The organism is Mesorhizobium sp. ESP6-5, assembly GCF_020164695.1.
Taxonomy (GTDB): Bacteria; Pseudomonadota; Alphaproteobacteria; order Rhizobiales; family Rhizobiaceae; genus Mesorhizobium; species Mesorhizobium australicum.
This window is the reverse complement of record NZ_JAIUGR010000010.1, coordinates 126,547-143,579: the sequence shown is the minus strand read 5'-3', so window position 1 is coordinate 143,579 and position 17,033 is coordinate 126,547. Positions and strand designations below refer to the sequence as shown.

The 17,033-nt window shown below is 64.2% G+C and carries 16 protein-coding genes; 9 read left to right on the top strand and 7 right to left on the bottom strand.

Annotated elements, in window-relative coordinates:
• Window positions 1–53: 53 nt before the first annotated feature.
• Window positions 54–806, top strand: coding sequence for an SDR family NAD(P)-dependent oxidoreductase (locus LB524_RS18130; protein WP_140713189.1), 753 nt, complete (start codon window positions 54–56; stop codon window positions 804–806).
• A gap of 95 nt (window positions 807–901) precedes the next feature.
• Here the strand turns inward: LB524_RS18130 and LB524_RS18125 are convergent, their stop codons facing one another.
• Both LB524_RS18125 and LB524_RS18120 read right to left on the bottom strand, forming a co-directional pair.
• Complete coding sequence (locus tag LB524_RS18125; RefSeq protein ID WP_224528932.1) at window positions 902–2,686, bottom strand: cation:proton antiporter; 1,785 nt, start codon at window positions 2,684–2,686, stop codon at window positions 902–904.
• Window positions 2,687–2,910: 224 nt separating this feature from the next.
• Window positions 2,911–3,360: a host attachment protein gene (locus LB524_RS18120; protein WP_224528929.1), complete on the bottom strand. Its 450-nt coding sequence runs from the start codon at window positions 3,358–3,360 to the stop codon at window positions 2,911–2,913.
• Between the two features lie 380 nt (window positions 3,361–3,740).
• Between LB524_RS18120 and cysG the strand changes: the two genes are divergently transcribed.
• From cysG to LB524_RS18090, 6 genes are all read left to right on the top strand, one after another.
• Window positions 3,741–5,189, top strand: coding sequence for a siroheme synthase CysG (gene cysG / locus LB524_RS18115; protein ID WP_224528919.1), 1,449 nt, complete (start codon window positions 3,741–3,743; stop codon window positions 5,187–5,189).
• Entirely contained in the window at window positions 5,186–5,479 is a 294-nt protein-coding gene (locus tag LB524_RS18110) for a DUF2849 domain-containing protein (RefSeq protein WP_224528917.1), read from the top strand. The genes cysG and LB524_RS18110 overlap by 4 nt, the downstream gene beginning before the upstream one ends.
• Before the next feature lie 45 nt (window positions 5,480–5,524).
• Window positions 5,525–7,195 carry a nitrite/sulfite reductase gene (locus LB524_RS18105; RefSeq protein ID WP_140618890.1) on the top strand — a complete coding sequence of 557 codons (1,671 nt, stop codon included), beginning with the start codon at window positions 5,525–5,527 and terminating at the stop codon, window positions 7,193–7,195.
• The gene (locus tag LB524_RS18100; protein ID WP_023770638.1) at window positions 7,170–7,934 is read left to right on the top strand and encodes a phosphoadenylyl-sulfate reductase; all 765 of its coding nucleotides are present in this window, start codon (window positions 7,170–7,172) and stop codon (window positions 7,932–7,934) included. Before LB524_RS18105 ends, LB524_RS18100 begins: the two co-directional genes overlap by 26 nt.
• A 169-nt stretch (window positions 7,935–8,103) precedes the next feature.
• Window positions 8,104–8,637 (top strand): DUF934 domain-containing protein, encoded by a 534-nt coding sequence (locus LB524_RS18095; protein ID WP_140618888.1) that lies wholly within the window; start codon window positions 8,104–8,106, stop codon window positions 8,635–8,637.
• Window positions 8,638–8,787: 150 nt separating this feature from the next.
• Window positions 8,788–9,408 (top strand): DJ-1/PfpI family protein, encoded by a 621-nt coding sequence (locus LB524_RS18090; protein WP_224528914.1) that lies wholly within the window; start codon window positions 8,788–8,790, stop codon window positions 9,406–9,408.
• 42 nt (window positions 9,409–9,450) lie between these two features.
• Here LB524_RS18090 and LB524_RS18085 read toward each other — a convergent pair whose 3' ends face one another.
• Window positions 9,451–10,473 carry a fatty acid desaturase gene (locus tag LB524_RS18085; protein ID WP_224528911.1) on the bottom strand — a complete coding sequence of 341 codons (1,023 nt, stop codon included), beginning with the start codon at window positions 10,471–10,473 and terminating at the stop codon, window positions 9,451–9,453.
• Between the two features lie 89 nt (window positions 10,474–10,562).
• Complete coding sequence (locus LB524_RS18080) at window positions 10,563–10,763, bottom strand: hypothetical protein (RefSeq protein WP_023781176.1); 201 nt, start codon at window positions 10,761–10,763, stop codon at window positions 10,563–10,565.
• 238 nt (window positions 10,764–11,001) lie between these two features.
• Here LB524_RS18080 and grpE point away from each other — a divergent pair, with 238 nt between their 5' ends.
• Together grpE and LB524_RS18070 are read left to right on the top strand one after the other, a co-directional pair.
• On the top strand, window positions 11,002–11,634 hold the full coding sequence (gene grpE, locus LB524_RS18075) for a nucleotide exchange factor GrpE (protein ID WP_015315702.1): 633 nt from the start codon (window positions 11,002–11,004) through the stop codon (window positions 11,632–11,634).
• A 103-nt stretch (window positions 11,635–11,737) separates the two neighbouring features.
• Window positions 11,738–12,370 carry a trimeric intracellular cation channel family protein gene (locus LB524_RS18070; RefSeq protein ID WP_140618884.1) on the top strand — a complete coding sequence of 211 codons (633 nt, stop codon included), beginning with the start codon at window positions 11,738–11,740 and terminating at the stop codon, window positions 12,368–12,370.
• A gap of 93 nt (window positions 12,371–12,463) precedes the next feature.
• On the opposite strand, the gene LB524_RS18065 is transcribed toward LB524_RS18070, so the two are convergent.
• The 3 genes from LB524_RS18065 to LB524_RS18055 form a co-directional block, all read right to left on the bottom strand.
• Complete coding sequence (locus tag LB524_RS18065) at window positions 12,464–13,339, bottom strand: GNAT family N-acetyltransferase (RefSeq protein ID WP_224529127.1); 876 nt, start codon at window positions 13,337–13,339, stop codon at window positions 12,464–12,466.
• 240 nt (window positions 13,340–13,579) lie between these two features.
• Complete coding sequence (locus tag LB524_RS18060) at window positions 13,580–15,874, bottom strand: PAS domain-containing hybrid sensor histidine kinase/response regulator (RefSeq protein ID WP_224528908.1); 2,295 nt, start codon at window positions 15,872–15,874, stop codon at window positions 13,580–13,582.
• A gap of 144 nt (window positions 15,875–16,018) precedes the next feature.
• A complete protein-coding gene (locus LB524_RS18055; RefSeq protein ID WP_224528905.1) occupies window positions 16,019–17,008 on the bottom strand; it encodes an MDR family oxidoreductase in 990 nt (329 codons plus the stop codon).
• Window positions 17,009–17,033 lie beyond the last annotated feature (25 nt).

The window sequence follows — 17,033 nt, the reverse complement described above, 5'->3', positions numbered from 1 at the left end:
CCTCTCGCCACCTCGGCGGCATTCGGCTACATGTCCAGCCCGGAGACCGCGACATGACCGAGACCGACACCAGAAAAACCATCGTGCTGACCGGCGCCAGCCGCGGTATCGGCCATGCCACTGTCAAACGCTTTTCGCGCGAGGGCTGGCGCGTCATCACCTGCTCACGCCAGGCCTTTGCCGAGGATTGCCCGTGGCCGGCCGGTCCCGAGGATCACATCAAGGTCGACCTCGCCGATCAGGAAGATGTCGGTATTGCGGTCTCGGAAATCCGCCATCGGCTGGAATCCCATGGTGGCCAGTTACACGCGCTGGTCAACAATGCAGGCATTTCGCCCAAGCTCAAGGACGGCAACAGCCGCATGAACTCGATCGACACGCCGATGCATGTCTGGCGCGACGTGTTCCAGGTCAATTTCTTCGCGCCGATCATGTTGGCGCGCGGCCTGTTCAAGGAATTGGCGGCGGCCAGGGGCTCGATCGTCAATGTGACGTCGATCGCCGGCACCCGCGTGCATCCCTTCGCCGGCACCGCCTATGCGACCTCGAAGGCCGCGCTCGGCTCGCTGACGCGCGAGATGGCGCATGATTTCGGCCCGCACGGCATCCGTGTCAACGCCATCGCGCCAGGCGAGATCGACACCGCGATCCTGTCGCCGGGCACGGAAAAAATCGTCGAGACCATCCCACTGCGGCGCCTGGGCACCACGGCTGAGGTCGCCGACATCATCTTCTTCCTGTGCTCGAGCCAAGCGTCCTACGTGACCGGCTCGGAAATCCACATCAATGGCGGCCAGCACGTGTGAACTGATCGAGCCAAGGCCCGCTCATCTGGCCAGGGTGACAACAGCCTTCGCAGTTCATTCGTGGCTTGATCAACGCGCCTGTGGGCAGCGCCGGCTCAGGCAGCGGACGGTTCAGCGACCCGCGGCTTTTGGCCAAGCACCTCTTCGACAATGCCGCGCGCGATCTCGCGTTCGCCCATGATCACCGTATCGGCGCCGAGCCCCTTGAGATGCTCGACCTCGGCGTCGGAATGGGCGCGGGCGACGACGTTGATGTTGGGATTGGCGGCGCGTGCCCGCAGCACGATCTGGCCAGCCTCGAACGCGTTGGGAATGGCAAGGATCAGCCGCGTGGCGCCTTTGGGATTGGCGGCGGCGAAGACTTCGGCGTTGGCGGCGTTGCCGGCAACGGTTTCGACGCCGTCCGTTTTCAGCCTCGCCAGCGTCTTGTCGGCATCCTCGATGACCAGGAAAGGCCGTGCTGCTTCTTTCAACGCGGCGCCGACGAGGCCGCCGACGCGGCCGTAGCCGATCAGGATGGCATGACCGGTGAGCGCCGTCCTTGGTGGCGGGCCGTCTTCCTTTTTGGATGCCATGGCGACCGAGGCGACATGGCCCGGTTCCGTCGCCGGGCCAACCGGCTTGGCGTCCGCCGGCGGCGCCGTCCTGGCGGCGCGGGCCTCGAGCCACGGCTTCATCCAGTCGATGACCAGGAACATCAGCGGGTTGAGCACGATCGACAGGATGGCGCCGGCCAGGATGAGGTCCCGTCCCTGTTCGGGCAGAAGTTTCAGCCCGACGCCGAGTTCGGCCAGAATGAAGGAGAATTCGCCGATCTGGGCGAGGCTGGCCGAAATCATCAAGGCCGTGGCCAGCGGATAGCCGAAGGCGACGACGATGACGAACGCCGCCAGCGACTTGCCGATGACGATGATGGCCAGCGTCGCCAGGATCGGCAGGCCGTTGCTGAACAGGCTGAGGGGGTCGAACAGCATGCCGACGGAGACGAAGAACAGCACCGAGAAAGCATCTCGCAGCGGCAGCGATTCTTCCGCGGCACGGTGGCTGAGCTCGGATTCGCTCATGATCATGCCGGCGAAGAAGGCGCCCAGCGCCAGCGAGACGCCGAACAGTTTTGCCGCGCCGAAGGCGACGCCGAGCGCTATTGCCAGCACCGAGAGGCGGAACAGTTCGCGCGACCCGGTATGGGCAACGTAGTGCAGGATCCAGGGAATGACCCTGCGGCCGACCACCAGCATGACGACGACGAAAGCGGCGACCTTCGCCAGCGTCATGCCGACGACACCCCAGATGCCGTAACTGGCCGGCAGCGCCAGCAGGCCGCTCGAATGGGCATCGGCCGGTTCCTGGCCGCCGAGTACGCCGGCAAGGGCCGGCAACAGCACCAGCGCCAGCACCATAGCCAGATCCTCCACGATAAGCCAGCCAACGGCGATGCGGCCGCGCTCGGTCTCGATCAAGCGGCGTTCCTGAAGCGCGCGCAGCAGCACCACGGTCGAGGCGACCGATAGCGCCAGGCCAAACACCACGCCCGCCCCCATCGACCAGCCGAGCATCCAGGACAGCCCGGCGCCGAGCGCCGTGGCAAAGCCGATCTGGACAATGGCTCCCGGCACGGCAATGGCGCGGACCGACAGAAGGTCCTTCAGCGAAAAATGCAGGCCGACGCCGAACATCAGGAGGATGACGCCGATTTCGGCCAATTCGTTGGCAAGGCCGGCGTCGGCGACAAAACCGGGTGTGTTCGGCCCAACCAGCACGCCGGCTACGAGATAGCCGACCAGCGGCGGAATGCGGAACCGATTGGCGAGAGCGCCGAAGACGAAAGCCAGCCCCAGACCGGCGACGATGGTGGCGACAAGGGGCGTGTCATGCGGCATTGTCTATGGAGCGCCTTTCAAGCCAGCGATGTCGGATATGCGCCGCCCTAAGCCGCCGCCTGTTTGCAATATGGTGGACGGGGTGTCGGCGATGCAACCCGCAAAGCCGCGAAATCGACGTCGAGACGGCAAAAATCTGACCGGCAGCTGAGTGACTGCCGGTCAGGTGCTTGGGTTCAGTGGCGACCGTGCTGCGACCCGATAGGCGCCTTCGCCGCGCGTGGTCAGGCTGCCTGCAGCAATGCCTCGATCTCGAAAATGGCGTGGTTGGTCATGGTCTTCGGGATTTCGGCCGTCACCTTGTCGCCAACCTCCTTATGCAGCTTCTTGCGCATCGCGCCGAGCACCATGGGCGGGGCGACAAGCACAAGACTGTCGAATGCACCCTCATGTGCAAGCTTGTAGAGGCGGGCGGCAATCTCCTCGGCGAAGCGTTCCTTGCCGATGCGATGCCAGTCGGTCTCCTCGACCGCGCTGCGATGCACGGATGGGCCGTCATTGTATCGACCGGGGCTGTCGCTTCCCTGTTCGCGTGTGGGCGGGTTCTCCTGTTCCATCACCTGCACGACTTCAAGGTTGGGAAACTTGGTGTCGCCGGTGTTCTTGAGCAGGAGCGCCTTTTCGCCGTCGGCCACCAAAACCCAAATGCCATGCTTCAGTTTGATCGTGTTCATAGGGACGCTCCTTGTTGAGTGGTGGCTATACCGGGAACGCATTTTGACCCGTCAACGTTCCACCCGAACGGAGGACCGAGTGGCCGTGCAGGCAGGCGCTGAAGACGAAATCACCACCGCACGACTTTAATCTACTGAATTGGTAGAAATTAGAAAAAACTGTTTTGTGGGATAGGTAGCCGGCAGCTAAAAGTGCTTGAAATCAAGGCGCGTTTCAGCAGCCCGGGCGCTCCCGGTGCGTGGGCATGGAATATTTTTCTCCCGCCCTTCGCGGTTGCGGAAAAGCGATTGCCTGCCATCGCCGGATGCGCGAGTGCTTTGCTTCTGCTTTTTTACGCTTGGGCGTAAAACTGCGACCCTGTTCCCGGATCTGCTTTGTCATGTCGCAAGCCACCACCAAGCTCAACGCCTTCCCCGTCTTCATGCGGGTCGAGGGCGAAGCCGTGGCCATTGTCGGCGGCGGCGAGGAGGCTTTGGCCAAGGCGCGGCTGATCGCCCAGTCGAGCGCGGTCCTGCACATCATCGGTGGGGATGCCGAACCGGATCTGTTGGCCTTCATCGCCGAGACGGGCGCGAACCATATGCCCGGCGCGTATGATGCTTCGCAGCTTGAAGGCGCCGTGATGGTGTTTGCCGCCAGCGGCGACGAGGCGCTCGACCGTCGCGTCGCCGCCGACGCGCGCCGGCTGGGCATTCCCGTCAATGCCGTCGACCGGCCGGACCTCTGTGATTTCTTCACTCCGGCGCTGGTCAACCGCGCACCGGTCGCCGTGGCGATCGGTACCGAAGGCGCGGGCCCCGTGCTTGCCCAGATGCTGCGCAGCCGCATCGACCGCATGCTGTCGCCCTCGCTCGGGCCACTGGCAGCGCTTGCGGCGTCGTTCCGCAATGCCGCCGAGAGATTGCCCAGGGGCAATGTACGTCGCCGTTTCTGGAGCGACTTCTTCGGCGGAGCGCCAGCACGCGCCGTCGAGGCCGGCGAATTTTCACAGGCGCGCGAAGCCGCCACCGATCTGCTGTTGTCCGACGCGCCCATTCGCGGCCACATCGCCCTGGTGGGCGCCGGTCCCGGCGCCGAGGACCTCCTGACCCTGCGGGCGCATCGTCTGCTGGTGGAGGCCGATGTCATCGTCCATGACGCGCTGGTGCCGGAGGCGATCGTCGCCATGGGCCGCCGCGATGCCGAGCGCCTGCCGGTGGGAAAGCGCAAGGGCTGCCATACCAAGAGCCAGGCGGAAATCAATGCGCTGCTGGTGGATCTCGGCCGTCAGGGCAAGCGCGTCGTGCGGCTGAAATCGGGCGATCCGCTGGTGTTCGGCCGCGCCGGCGAGGAGATGGCCGCGCTTCGTGACGCCGGCATCGCCTATGAGGTGGTTCCAGGCGTCACAGCGGCCTTTGCCGCTGCCGCCGATTTCGAACTGCCGTTGACGCTGCGCGGCGTTTCCTCCTCGATGGTGTTCACCACCGGCCACGATCTCAAGGGCAATTCACTGCCGGATTGGGCCAAGCTCGCGATTTCCGGCGCTACCGTTGCCGTCTACATGGGCCGCTCGGTCGCGGCCGAAGTTGCCGGCCGGCTGATCGAGGCGGGCTTGTCGCCGGACACGGCGGTCGCCGTGGTCGAGAATGCCAGCCTGGCCAATCGCCGACGCTTCCACGGCACACTTGCCGACCTGCCGTCGCTGGAAGCGCGCGCCGATCTGTCGGGCCCGGTCATGACCATCATCGGCGACGCCGTCGCCGGCGCCAATTTCGAGCGGTCCGAGCCGCTCGCGGCACACAGGCACGAGAGCGTGCCCGTAGCAGCCGCCGAGGGAGTTCAGCCATGAAGATACTGACCGCCAATCGCCTCGGCGACGGCATTGCCGTGTGGTACGCCGATGGCGGCTGGGCCGAGACGGTGGACCATGCGGACCTTGCCCAGGACAAGGCGGCCGAGGATCGGCTGGAGGCGATCGGCGCCAAGGCCCATGCCGACAATGAAGTGGTCGACGTCAATCTGATCGACGCGGACATCGTCGATGGCGTTGTCGAGCCGGTGCGGCTGCGCGAGAAGATCCGCGCCGCCGGCCCGACCATCCGCAACGACCTCGGCAAGCAGGCCGAGCGGGCGGCATAGCCAGGACACCAGGTGAACGGGCGGACGCGCCCTGAAAGACGAAGCATGTACCGTTACGATGAGTTCGACCACGATTTTGTCCAGGCCCGCGTCGCCGAGTTCAGCGACCAGGTCGAGCGCCGGCTGTCCGGCGAGATCACCGAGGACCAGTTCCGGCCGCTCCGGCTGATGAACGGTGTCTATCTGCAGCTGCACGCCTACATGCTGCGCATCGCGGTGCCCTACGGCACGCTGAACGGCAAGCAGTTGCGCATGCTCGGCCACATCGCCCGCAAATACGATAAGGGCTACGGCCATTTCACCACGCGCCAGAACATCCAGTTCAACTGGCCGGCGCTGTCGGACGTTCCGGCGATTCTGGCGGACCTGGCCAGCGTGGAGATGCACGCCATCCAGACCAGCGGCAACTGCATCCGCAATGTCACCGCCGATCATTTTGCCGGGGCTGCCGCCGACGAGGTCGCCGATCCGCGTCCCTATGCGGAAATCCTGCGGCAGTGGTCTTCGGTGCATCCGGAATTCTCGTTCCTGCCGCGCAAGTTCAAGATCGCGGTGACGGGAGCCGAGCGCGATCGCGCCGCCATCCAGACACACGACATCGGCCTGCACCTGAAGAAGAACGCCGCCGGCGAACTCGGCTTCGCCGTCTATGTCGGTGGTGGCCAGGGCCGCACGCCGATGGTGGCGAGGAAGATCCGCGACTTCTTGCCCGAAGCCGACCTTCTCTCCTACTGCACGGCGATCCTGCGCGTTTACAATCTCTATGGCCGCCGCGACAACAAGTACAAGGCGCGCATCAAGATCCTGGTCCACGAGACCGGCGCCGAGGAAATCACCCGGCAGGTCGAGGCCGAGTGGCAGGAATTGAAGGACGCGGAGCTGAAGCTGCCCGAGGCGGACATCCGCGCGATCGAGGCCTATTTCGCACCGCCGGCGCTGACCGGGCGGCCGGACGGCGACGCTGCCGTCAAGGTGGCGCGGCTGGATTCCAAGGGCTTCTCGGACTGGCTCGACCAGAACGTGGTGACGCACCGCCACCCCGACTACGCGGCGGTGACGATCTCGCTCAAGGGTATCGGCGAGGTGCCGGGCGATGCGACCGACAGCCAGATGGAAGCGGTCGCCGACATTGCCGAGAAATATGCCTTCGACGAGCTTCGCGTCAGCCACGAGCAGAACCTGATCCTGCCGCATGTGGCGCGTGCCGACCTCAAGGCGGTCTATGACGCGCTGGTCGACATCGGGCTGGCGACGGCTAATTCCAACCTGATCTCGGACATCATCTCGTGCCCGGGCCTCGATTATTGCGCGCTGGCGACGGCACGCTCGATCCCGATCGCACAGGAAATCTCGCGCCGCTTCGCCTCGCTGGAGCGGCAGCGCGAGATCGGCGAATTGAAGCTGAAGATCTCCGGCTGCATCAATGCCTGCGGCCACCACCATGTCGGCCATATCGGCATCCTCGGTGTCGAGAAGAAGGGCTCCGAACTCTACCAGGTGACATTGGGCGGTTCGGCCGACGAGAACACTTCGGTCGGCGAGATCATCGGCCGTGGCTTCTCTTCGGAAGAAATCACCGACGCCATCGAGCAGATCGTCGACACCTATCTCGGCCTTCGGCTCAACCCGCAGGAAAAATTCATCGACGCCTACCGCCGTGTCGGTCCCGCGCCGTTCAAGGAGGCGCTCTATGCTGGCGAAGCCAAGGCCGCTTGACCATATTGCCGATGTCGATGACGGCATCGCCGCCAAAGCGGCGGGGTTTGACGCGCTCTACGGTCATCTCAGCCCGATCGAGATCATCGAACGATCGGCCAACGATCTGTTTCACGACGAGATCGCCGCCGTGTCTTCGTTCGGCGCGGATTCGGCAGTGCTGCTGCATATGATCGCCAAGATCGACCGCACGCTGCCGGTCATCTTCCTCGATACCGGCAAGCATTTCGAGGAGACGCTCGGCTATCGCGACGCGCTGGTCGCCGATTTCGGATTGACCAACATCCGGGTGATCAAGCCGGACGAAGCGGCGCTCGAACGGATCGACCCGACCGGCAATCTGCACCAGAACAACACCGATGCCTGCTGCGACGTGCGCAAGGTCGAGCCGCTGGCACGTGGCGTCGCACCCTTTCGCGCCTGGTTCACGGGCCGCAAACGCTTCCAGGCCTCGACACGGGCCGCACTTCCGGTGTTCGAGGCGGTCGGCCCTCGCATTCGCATCAATCCGCTGGCGCACTGGACGACGTCGGACCAGGCCGACTACATGCGCGCGCATGCGCTGCGCGAAAACCCACTGGTCGCCTATGGTTATCTGTCGATTGGCTGCTTTCCCTGCACGCAGCCGGTGCAGCCGGGTGAGGATGCGCGCAGCGGCCGCTGGGCCGGCCACGCCAAGACCGAGTGCGGCATTCACCTGTCGGGACTGGAAGTGTCGCTGACCGACGCATCACTATAAGGTATGTTGCCATTCAGGTGAGGCCGGGCTGCAAACGGCGGCTTCCTGCGCTTCCGGTGCTCACGGACTGCAAGTGCGTTCCGCTCCGGTTCTCGCAAGCCGCCGTTTTCGACACAGCCTGACCTGAATTTCAACACACGCTCGAGCTCTTCGAATTTTAGGAATTTTAATGACTGGACCGACGACACCGGAGACCCGGCTCTGGACCCCGGAGGGTTTTCGCGAGGACGAGTGGAGCCATGCCGAGAGCGCCGACGCGCTTTCCGGCAATGGCCGATTCATCCTGCCGCTGCAGGCGTTCCTCGATCTCGACCCGGAGGTGCGCCGCTCGGCGAAGGAGCGGCTCGGCGTCGTGCTGCAGCCCGGCGACCAGCTCGAGAAGATCGCCGACCTGCTCGACCAGCTATCGCTGGTGGCGCTGGCCTTCCCGGCTTTCGGCGACGGCCGCTCCTTCTCCAAGGGCGAACTGCTGCGCAGCCGTTATCATTTCACGGGCGCGCTGCGTGCCACCGGGCAGGTCTTGGTCGACCCGTTGCCGCACATGCTGCGGCTTGGCTTCGATGAATTCGAGATCTCGAATCCAGTGCTCTTGAAGCGTCTGGAAGAAGGCCGCACCGGCGGGTTGGGGCTTTATTACCAGCCGGCCGCCATAACGGAGACCAAGGGTCCGAAATATTCCTGGCGGCGCCTTCGCAACAGCTGACGCTTTTTCCAGCAAGGTCGAAGGCCTCTACTCCAAAAAACTGGTCGTACCAATTGTGCGATTTGCGCTTTTCCTTCCGGCATCTTGCCCTTAGGATACCGCTGTTATTTCGCGACCCGAAATAAATGGCCACAAAGGGAGGAACCGGGAATGGCTGGCAAGAAGATATTGATGCTCGTTGGCGAGTTCAGCGAGGAATACGAGATTTTCGTCTTTGAACAGGCCATGCATGCCGTTGGCCATACAGTGCATGTCGTTTGCCCGGACAAGAAGGCGGGCGATGTGCTGAAGACATCGCTGCACGATTTCGAGGGCCACCAGACCTACACCGAGAAGCCCGGACACGATTACATTCTCGACAAGACGTTTTCCGAGGTGGATCCGGCCCAGTACGATGCCGTCTACGCGGCAGGCGGGCGTGGTCCCGAATACATCCGTATCGACAAGCGCGTGCAGGCGCTGGTGCGGCACTTCCACGAGACAGGCAAGCCGATCTTCACCATCTGCCATGGCGTGCAGATCCTGATCGCGGTCGACGGCGTGGTGCGGGGCAGGGAAGTGGCGGCGCTTCACTATTGCGAGCCGGAAGTCACGCTGGCCGGCGGCATCTATATCGACGTCGCGCCGAACGGGGCCCATGTCGACGGCAATCTCGTTTCGGCCAAGGGCTGGCCGGGCCTGTCCAATTTCATCCGCGAATGCCTGAAGGTGCTGGGCACGGAGATCCGCCATGGCCAGATCCTGATGCGCGATGAGCGGCAAGCGGCCTGAGAAAGTTTGGGAACTACCGCCGCGCTGGCGCGGCGGTATGCTCTACGCCGCCATCCGCGCTTCGCGGAATGACACCAGTTTGTGGCGGCTTTCGTCCCACAAGGCCAGTTTGACGCAGCGCAGGCTCTCGAGCAACGTGACGCGGCCGATGCCGCGCAGCTCGGGATAATCCCGCAGCACTTCCTGCAGCCGGTAGCCGGGCACCTTGGCGGAGAGGTGGTGGACGTGGTGAACGCCGATATTGCCGGTGAACCAGTTCAGCACCGGCGGGAGGTCGTAATAGGACGAGCCGTGCAGGGCGGCGCGCTGGAACTCCCATTCCTCATCCTTCGCCCATTCGGTCTCCTCGAACTGGTGCTGGACATAGAACAGCCAGATGCCGGCCGAACCGGCGAGAATGACGATCGGCAGATGGACGATCAGGAACGCACCGGGGCCGATGACCCAGATGAGGATGGCCGCGGCAAGCGCGATGCCAAGATTGGTGGTCATTGACGACACCCAGGGCGTCAGGCCGCCACGCATCATGCCGACGGGCAGCCTTTGCGAGAAGATGAACAGCCAGATCGGCCCCAGGCCGAACATCACCAGGGGATGACGGTAGAGGCGATAAGCCAGGCGACCCCGCCAGGACATCCGCCGGTATTCGGCGACGGTCAGCGTCCTGATGTCGCCCATGCCGCGTTCGTCGAGATTGCCGGCGCTGGCATGATGGGTGGCATGGGCACGCCGCCAGCAGTCGTAGGGGGTGAGCGTCAGGATGCCCAGCGCGCGGCCGATCCAGTCATCGGCAATGCGATTGGCAAAGAAGGAGCCATGGCCGCAATCGTGCTGGATCATGAAAATCCGCACCAGGAAGCCGGCCGCGGGCAGGATCAGCACCAGTCCCCACCAATGACCATAGGCATAGGCAGCGGAAGACAGAGCCCACAGCGTGGCGAAAGGAATGAGGGTGATGGCGAGTTCGAGTGTGCTACGCCGCCTGTCAGGCTTCTTGTAGCGCGCCAGGATCTTGAGCCAGGCGCGCTTGCTGTTGGCAGCTGCCTCGGGGGAAATCATGTTCATCAGGAAGCATAGGCAGGGTGCGCCGCCACCGCAAGCCAAGGATCACGCAAAGTTACTGTGCGTAATTGTCGCGTAAAGCCCGGGCGGTCCTACTGCCGTCGCCAGCCGGCGTCGCCATCCTCGACCCGGTCGAGATGCTCGAGCAATTGCTCAAACCGGTCCGGGATGTCAGGTTCGATGCGGAAGGCTGGCAAGGTGCGCAGAAAGCGCGTCACTGCCTCGGCGCCGAACTGGCGCCGAACCTCCGCAGCGAGCCTTTCGCCTTTTTCAAGCTTGTTGCGGGTCATCATTTCAAAAATCCTGCGTCGGCTCCGAAACTCCCCCAGCAGCGGAATGGTTCCCGCATCACCGCCTCGTGGCAAGCAAAGCCGGCAACTACGGTAAAATTTGAATTAAAATCGAAGCGTCCCCATCGTGCTTTCCTGGTCAGGCCGCAGGCCCTTGCGGTCTCTTTCCCCTTGATTTTTGGCCTGCGAACCTCGATATCGGGCACAAAATCCATACTATTCGAGATGACGGGAAACGGCGATGAGCGACCAGGCAAAAGACGAACGCACGCCCAATGAAGCCGAGGCGGCCGAGGCCAATGCCGAGCGCACGGAAGGCAGCACCGATGGCGACTACGAAGCGCTTGTACGGCTGCTGAAGGAAAATGAAGAACTGAAGGACCGCGCGCTGCGGGTCGCGGCCGAGATGGAAAACCTGCGCCGCCGCACCGCGCGCGACGTGCATGACGCGCGCACTTATGCGGTGGCGAATTTCGCCCGCGACATGCTGTCGGTGTCGGACAATCTGCGCCGCGCCCTGGATGCCATTCCGGCCGAGGCCAAGGCATCGGGGGATGCCGGCTTCAAGGCGCTGATCGAAGGCGTCGACCTGACCGAGCGCGCCATGCTGTCGGCGCTGGAGCGGCATGGGGTCAAGAAACTCGCTCCCGAGGGCGAGAAGTTCGATCCCAATTTCCACCAGGCAATGTTTGAAGTGCCCAATCCCGATGTTCCGGCCAACACCGTGGTCCAGGTCGTGCAGCCGGGCTATTCGATCGGCGAGCGGGTGCTGCGCCCGGCCATGGTCGGCGTCGCCAAGGGCGGTCCGAAAATCGCCGCCGACGCGCCGGTCGAGCCAGGGCCGGTCAATGAGCAGGCCGAGAAGGATGCGTGATTAGTGGGGTAGCGATAGAGAGTTGTGAGTAGCAAGGACCGGGCCGGGGAGGCGCCTGCTTCGCCAATTGCCATTCACTACTGACTACTTCACTACTCACTCCATGAACCCGATCGCTCTCCTCGACTATGCCGGCGTTGCCGTCTTCGCGGCGACGGGGGCGTTGGCGGCGTCGCGCAAACAGCTCGACATTATCGGCTTCCTGTTCCTGGCGAGCGTCACCGGCATCGGCGGCGGCACGCTTCGCGACGTCATCCTCAATCTGCCGGTTTTCTGGGTCGCCAACTCCAGCTACGTGCTGATTTGCGCGGCGGCCGCTGTGCTGGTTTTCTTTGCCGCGCACCGTATCGAATCCCGCTGGAAATGGCTGCTCTGGCTCGACGCCATCGGGCTGGCCGCTTTTTCGGTGATGGGTGCGGCCAAGGGACTGGCCATTACCGGTTCTCCGGTCGTCTCCGTCATCACCGGCGTGCTCACCGCCACGTCCGGCGGCATCCTGCGCGATCTGCTGGCCGGCGAACCCTCGGTGCTGCTGAGGCCGGAAATCTATGTTACGGCCGCTCTCACGGGCGCTGCCATCTTCACGGCTGGCGACGTCACAGGATTGCCGCCGATCGTTTCAGAGCTGGCCGGCTTCGCCGCGGCGTTCGCCGTGCGCGGCGGCGCGCTCCGTTTCGGCTGGACCTTTCCAGCCTACAAGAGCCGGCCCGGCCGGCGGCCGGAAGACATTCCGTGAGGAGAGGGAGTAGGGGAGTGGTCAGTAGTCGCCGAAGCGCGAATCGTGTCGTCTTGACTACTGACTACTGACTGCTGACTACTGCCTAATCGCTCACGCGGCGAAGCGCTGCGCTTCCCCGCCATAATAGTTGACGTAGCGGGCACCGATCTCCTTGACCGGCATCACGACGAAAATGTCCACCGTGGAGAATTCGCGGTCGATGACGCAACCATCGCCGATGCGAGCGCCGACCCGCAGATAGCCCTTGACCAGAGGCGGCATCGCCGCGATCGCCGCCTTGGTGTTCACCGCCTCGATCGGCATCAGATCCATGGAGCAATAGCGCCCCGACACAGCGCGCACGTCCCAGGCCGAGTTGGTGCGGCAGTGATGGGCAAGATAGGTGAGCGCCTCCGCATGCGCGGCCGGCACGGTGCCATGGAACGAGGCGCAGCCGGTCATCACCCCGATCTCGTAGTGATTGATGTACGCCCAGATGCCTTGCCATAGCGCTTCGATGGTGCGCTTCGAACGGTATTCCGGCAAGACACAGGAACGGCCGAGTTCAAGGAAGCGCTGGCTGGGATGGCGGGCGATGAGCTTGGTCAGCTCGAATTCGCCTTCGGAATAGAAGCCTCCGGCGGTTGCCGCGATTTCTTGCCGCAGCAACCGATAGGTGCCGACGATGCGGCGGTGCTCAGGGCCGGACAGCGTGGTGTCGAGGACGAGCAGATGGTCGCAGAGCGGGTCGAAGCGGTCGGCGTCGCGGCGGTCTTGCGCCTGGAACAGATCCTTCCTGGCGCCAAGCTCGTCATAGAATACACGGTAACGCACTTCCTGCGCGGCCGCGATCTCGGCCTCGTTGCGGGCGAGCCGCACTTCGAGATTGCCGATACGGCCGAGCGCCGCGCCCTTTATGACGGAATCGACATTACGTCCGGCGATCAAGGCGCTGCTGGCGTTCGGCCGAGTGTCACATTCCGGCATAACTGTATGCACGAGTGATTCTCCTTCGAGCCATCCCTCTTGGCACGGGGATACGGTGTAGGTGCAACAGGATTGTGACAGTACCGTGATACGGCGTCGCGGGCAATACTTCGTCGGCTGGCGAAAACGGTCAACCGGCTACGTTGCGTCACAAGACCCCAGGCGCGCCGCGTTCGCGGGCGCCGAAAATGGGCTGGTTTTTGGCGGCCTTGACCAGCCACGCACCCGGAAAAAGCTGGCTCAAGCGGCGACCTGGCCCTCGACGGCACTGACCAGCGCATCGGGGTCGAGCGGCTTGGTGACGAAGCCGCTGGCGCCGTGGGCGAGCACCGCATGGCGGGTCTTTTCCTGGCTGTCGGCCGACAGCACCATGATCGGCACCGGCGGCACGGAGGCCTCCTCTTCATGGCGGCGGATCGCGGCAATGGCGTCCAGTCCGTCCATGACGGGCATATGAAGATCCATCAGCACCACGTCGAAGCGGTGCTTGTGGCCGGCACCGGTGACCGCCTCGACGGCGGCCTTGCCGTTGCCGACCACCTTGACGCGATGCCCGGCCTTCAACAGCGTCGCGCGGGCCAGCATGGCATTGATGTCGTTGTCCTCGGCGATCAGCACGGACAGGCCCTGCTGGCGTTCGCCTGAGGCACGAAGCGCCGGTGCGCGGCGTTTTTCCGGCTGCGGCTGGGCCAGGACCGGTGCGTGGCTGCTCAAAAGGACACGCAAAAGTGTTCCTCCGCGCACTGGCCGGGCAAGGAAAGTCGCGTAGCCGCTGGCACGAAACTCGCCCAGCATGCCGCGGTCGGTGGGTGCGATCAGCGTGACGGCTTCGCAATCGGAAAACCCATGCTGGCGAAGCCGCTTGAGCAGCCTTCCGTCACTCTCTTCCATGGCCGCGTCGACCAGAAGCACGTCGCAGCCGTCGGCAAAGGATGCGGCCTGAGCCACGGTGGTGGCGATTCCGGCCGCTCCGCCATTGGAGCGGATGGTGCGGGCGATGGCGTCGGCCTCGACGGTGTTCTTGGAGACGATCACGGCGCGTCGCCCGGCAAGCGCGTTCAACCGGCCCTGCGGCGGCTCGGTGGCTGATGTGGCGGGAATCTCGAAGACGAATTCCGATCCCTGGCCAAGCCGGCTGGAAACCGAAATCGTGCCGCCCATGGCGGCCACCAGGCGCTTGGAGATGGCAAGTCCCAGTCCAGCACCGCCATGCGTGCGCGTCGAGGTGCCGTCGGCCTGCTCGAACTCCTCGAAGATGCGCTCCATGTCCTCGTCGCGCAGGCCGGGACCGGTATCGGCGATGGTGAAGCACATGCGGTCGCTGGTCTCGGTTCGGGCGCGCGCGACGCTGACCAGCACGCCCCCACTGTCGGTGAACTTGATGGCGTTGCCGATGAGGTTGAGCAGCACCTGCCTGACCCGGCCCGGATCGGCGGTGATCAATTGCGGCACATCCGGTTCGACATGGCAGCCGAGGCCGATATTCTTGGCGAAGGCGCGCGCGGCCATCAATTCGATGATGTTGTCGGCGATCTCGCGCACCGACATGGGCTGCGGTTCGGGATCGAAGCGTCCGGCCTCGATCTTGGAATAATCGAGCAAGTCCTCGATCAGGGCAAGCAAGGCGCTGGCCGAGGTCGAGATGGCGCCGACATAGGTCTGCTGCTCCGGCGAAAGGCTGGTGTCGGCGAGCAGCCTGGCCATGCCCATGATGCCGTTCATCGGCGTGCGGATCTCATGGCTGACGGTGGCGAGGAAGCGCGACTTGGCCTGGCTCGCGAATTCGGCCCGCTCGCGCGCGGTGATCATGGACGATTCAGCGCGCTTGCGTGCTGTGATGTCGCGGGCGATGGCGCGATGCGAGACGGCACCACTGTCCTTTTCGCGCACCGACAGCTCGATCCAGGAGAACCAGCGCGGGCCCGTCGGCGTGCGGATGGCAACGTCGGTGGAACTCAGGCATTCATGATCCGAGAAAGCCGCATCGGGAACGATACCGACCTCGATGCCGAGTTCGGCCAACGTCTTGCCGGCAAGATCGCGCGGATCGGTTTCGACGAGGTCGGCGAACACCTTGTTGGCGTAGACGATGTAGCCGTCGCGGTCGCGATGGATGACGAGATCGCCGAGCGCGTCGATAAGACCGCGAAAGCGCTCCTCGCTTTCCTGCATCTCCCACATGCGGTCGGCCAGCGTCTCGATCTCGGCGCGGTTACGGGCGGTGGTTTCGTCGAGCAGGACGGCAGTGCGGCGTACGCTGCGTCTGGCGCGCAGATGCATGGCCAGGCCAGCAAGGCCGGTTGCCAGCAAGGCAAGGCTGATGAAGACTGGCGCCCCCGTCAGGGATGAGAGACCGGCCAGCAGCATGACGGCAACGAAGGTCAGGATCGGCAGGCCTTCGCGCTTGGCCGGTTGCTGATCAGGGACAAGCGGCGGCGCGGCGATAAACCGCCGCGCCGATACCGGCGGTTGCACCGATGCCGCATCGATGTCGTCGCCGGCGTCGGCCTGTTGGCTGTCGGATTCCGCGATCATGCGAAATCCTTTGCCAGACAGAGATTATGGAAAATTGCGGGGGATCGTTCGAATTTTAGCGGATCGGGCGTTTTTGGCCCGGCGGCGACGGATTTGCCAGCCAATGTGGCAATTCCGCCCGGCGCCTGCCACCCCTGAACCGGGTCACATGTCGACGACGACGCGGCCGCGGATCTTGCCGTCGACGATGTCGTGTGCCGCACCGATGATGCCGTCGAAGCCGATGGTCGTGGACAGGCTGGCGAGCTTGTTCACATCGAGATCGGAGCCGATGCGCCGCCAGGCCTCGAGGCGCACGGCTTTCGGCGCCATCACCGAATCGATGCCGAGCAGGGAGACGCCGCGCAGGATGAAGGGGGCGACACTCGACGGAAGATCCATGCCGCCGGCCAGGCCGCAGGCCGCGACCGCGCCGCCATAGGAGGTCATCGACAGCACATTGGCCAGCGTGTGGCTGCCGACCGAATCGATGCCGCCGGCCCAGCGCTCCTTGGCCAACGGCTTGGCGGGCTGGTTGAGCTCGTCGCGCGATATCACCTCGGCGGCGCCGAGGTTGATCAGATAGGGGCTTTCGGCGTTGCGGCCGGTCGACGCGATGACATGGTAGCCGAGGCTGGACAGGATCGAGACCGCGACCGAACCGACGCCGCCCGCAGCACCCGTCACCACGACAGGTCCGCGCTCAGGCAGGATGCCGTGCCGCTCCAGCGCCATGACGCAGAGCATGGCCGTGTAGCCGGCGGTGCCGACCGCCATGGCATCATGCGCGCTCATGCCTTCCGGCAGGGGCACCAGCCAGTCGCCCTTGACGCGGGCGCGCCCGGCATAGGCGCCGAAATGGGTTTCGCCAACACCCCAGCCATTCAGGATGACCTTGTCGCCCTTGCGCCAGTCGGGATTCGAAGAGGAGATGACGGTACCGGCAAGGTCGATGCCCGGCACCAACGGCCATCGACGGATCACCGGCGCCTTGCCCGATATCGCCAGTCCATCCTTGTAGTTCACCGTCGTTGCCTCGACTGCGATGGTGACGTCGCCCTCCATCAGATCGGCCTCGGTGAGATCGGTCACGGCGACCGACTGCTTTTTCTCGGCATCGCGCGAAACGAGGATGGCTTTGAAGGTTTCGGTCATCTTTTTCTCCGCGAACTTGCTCGGC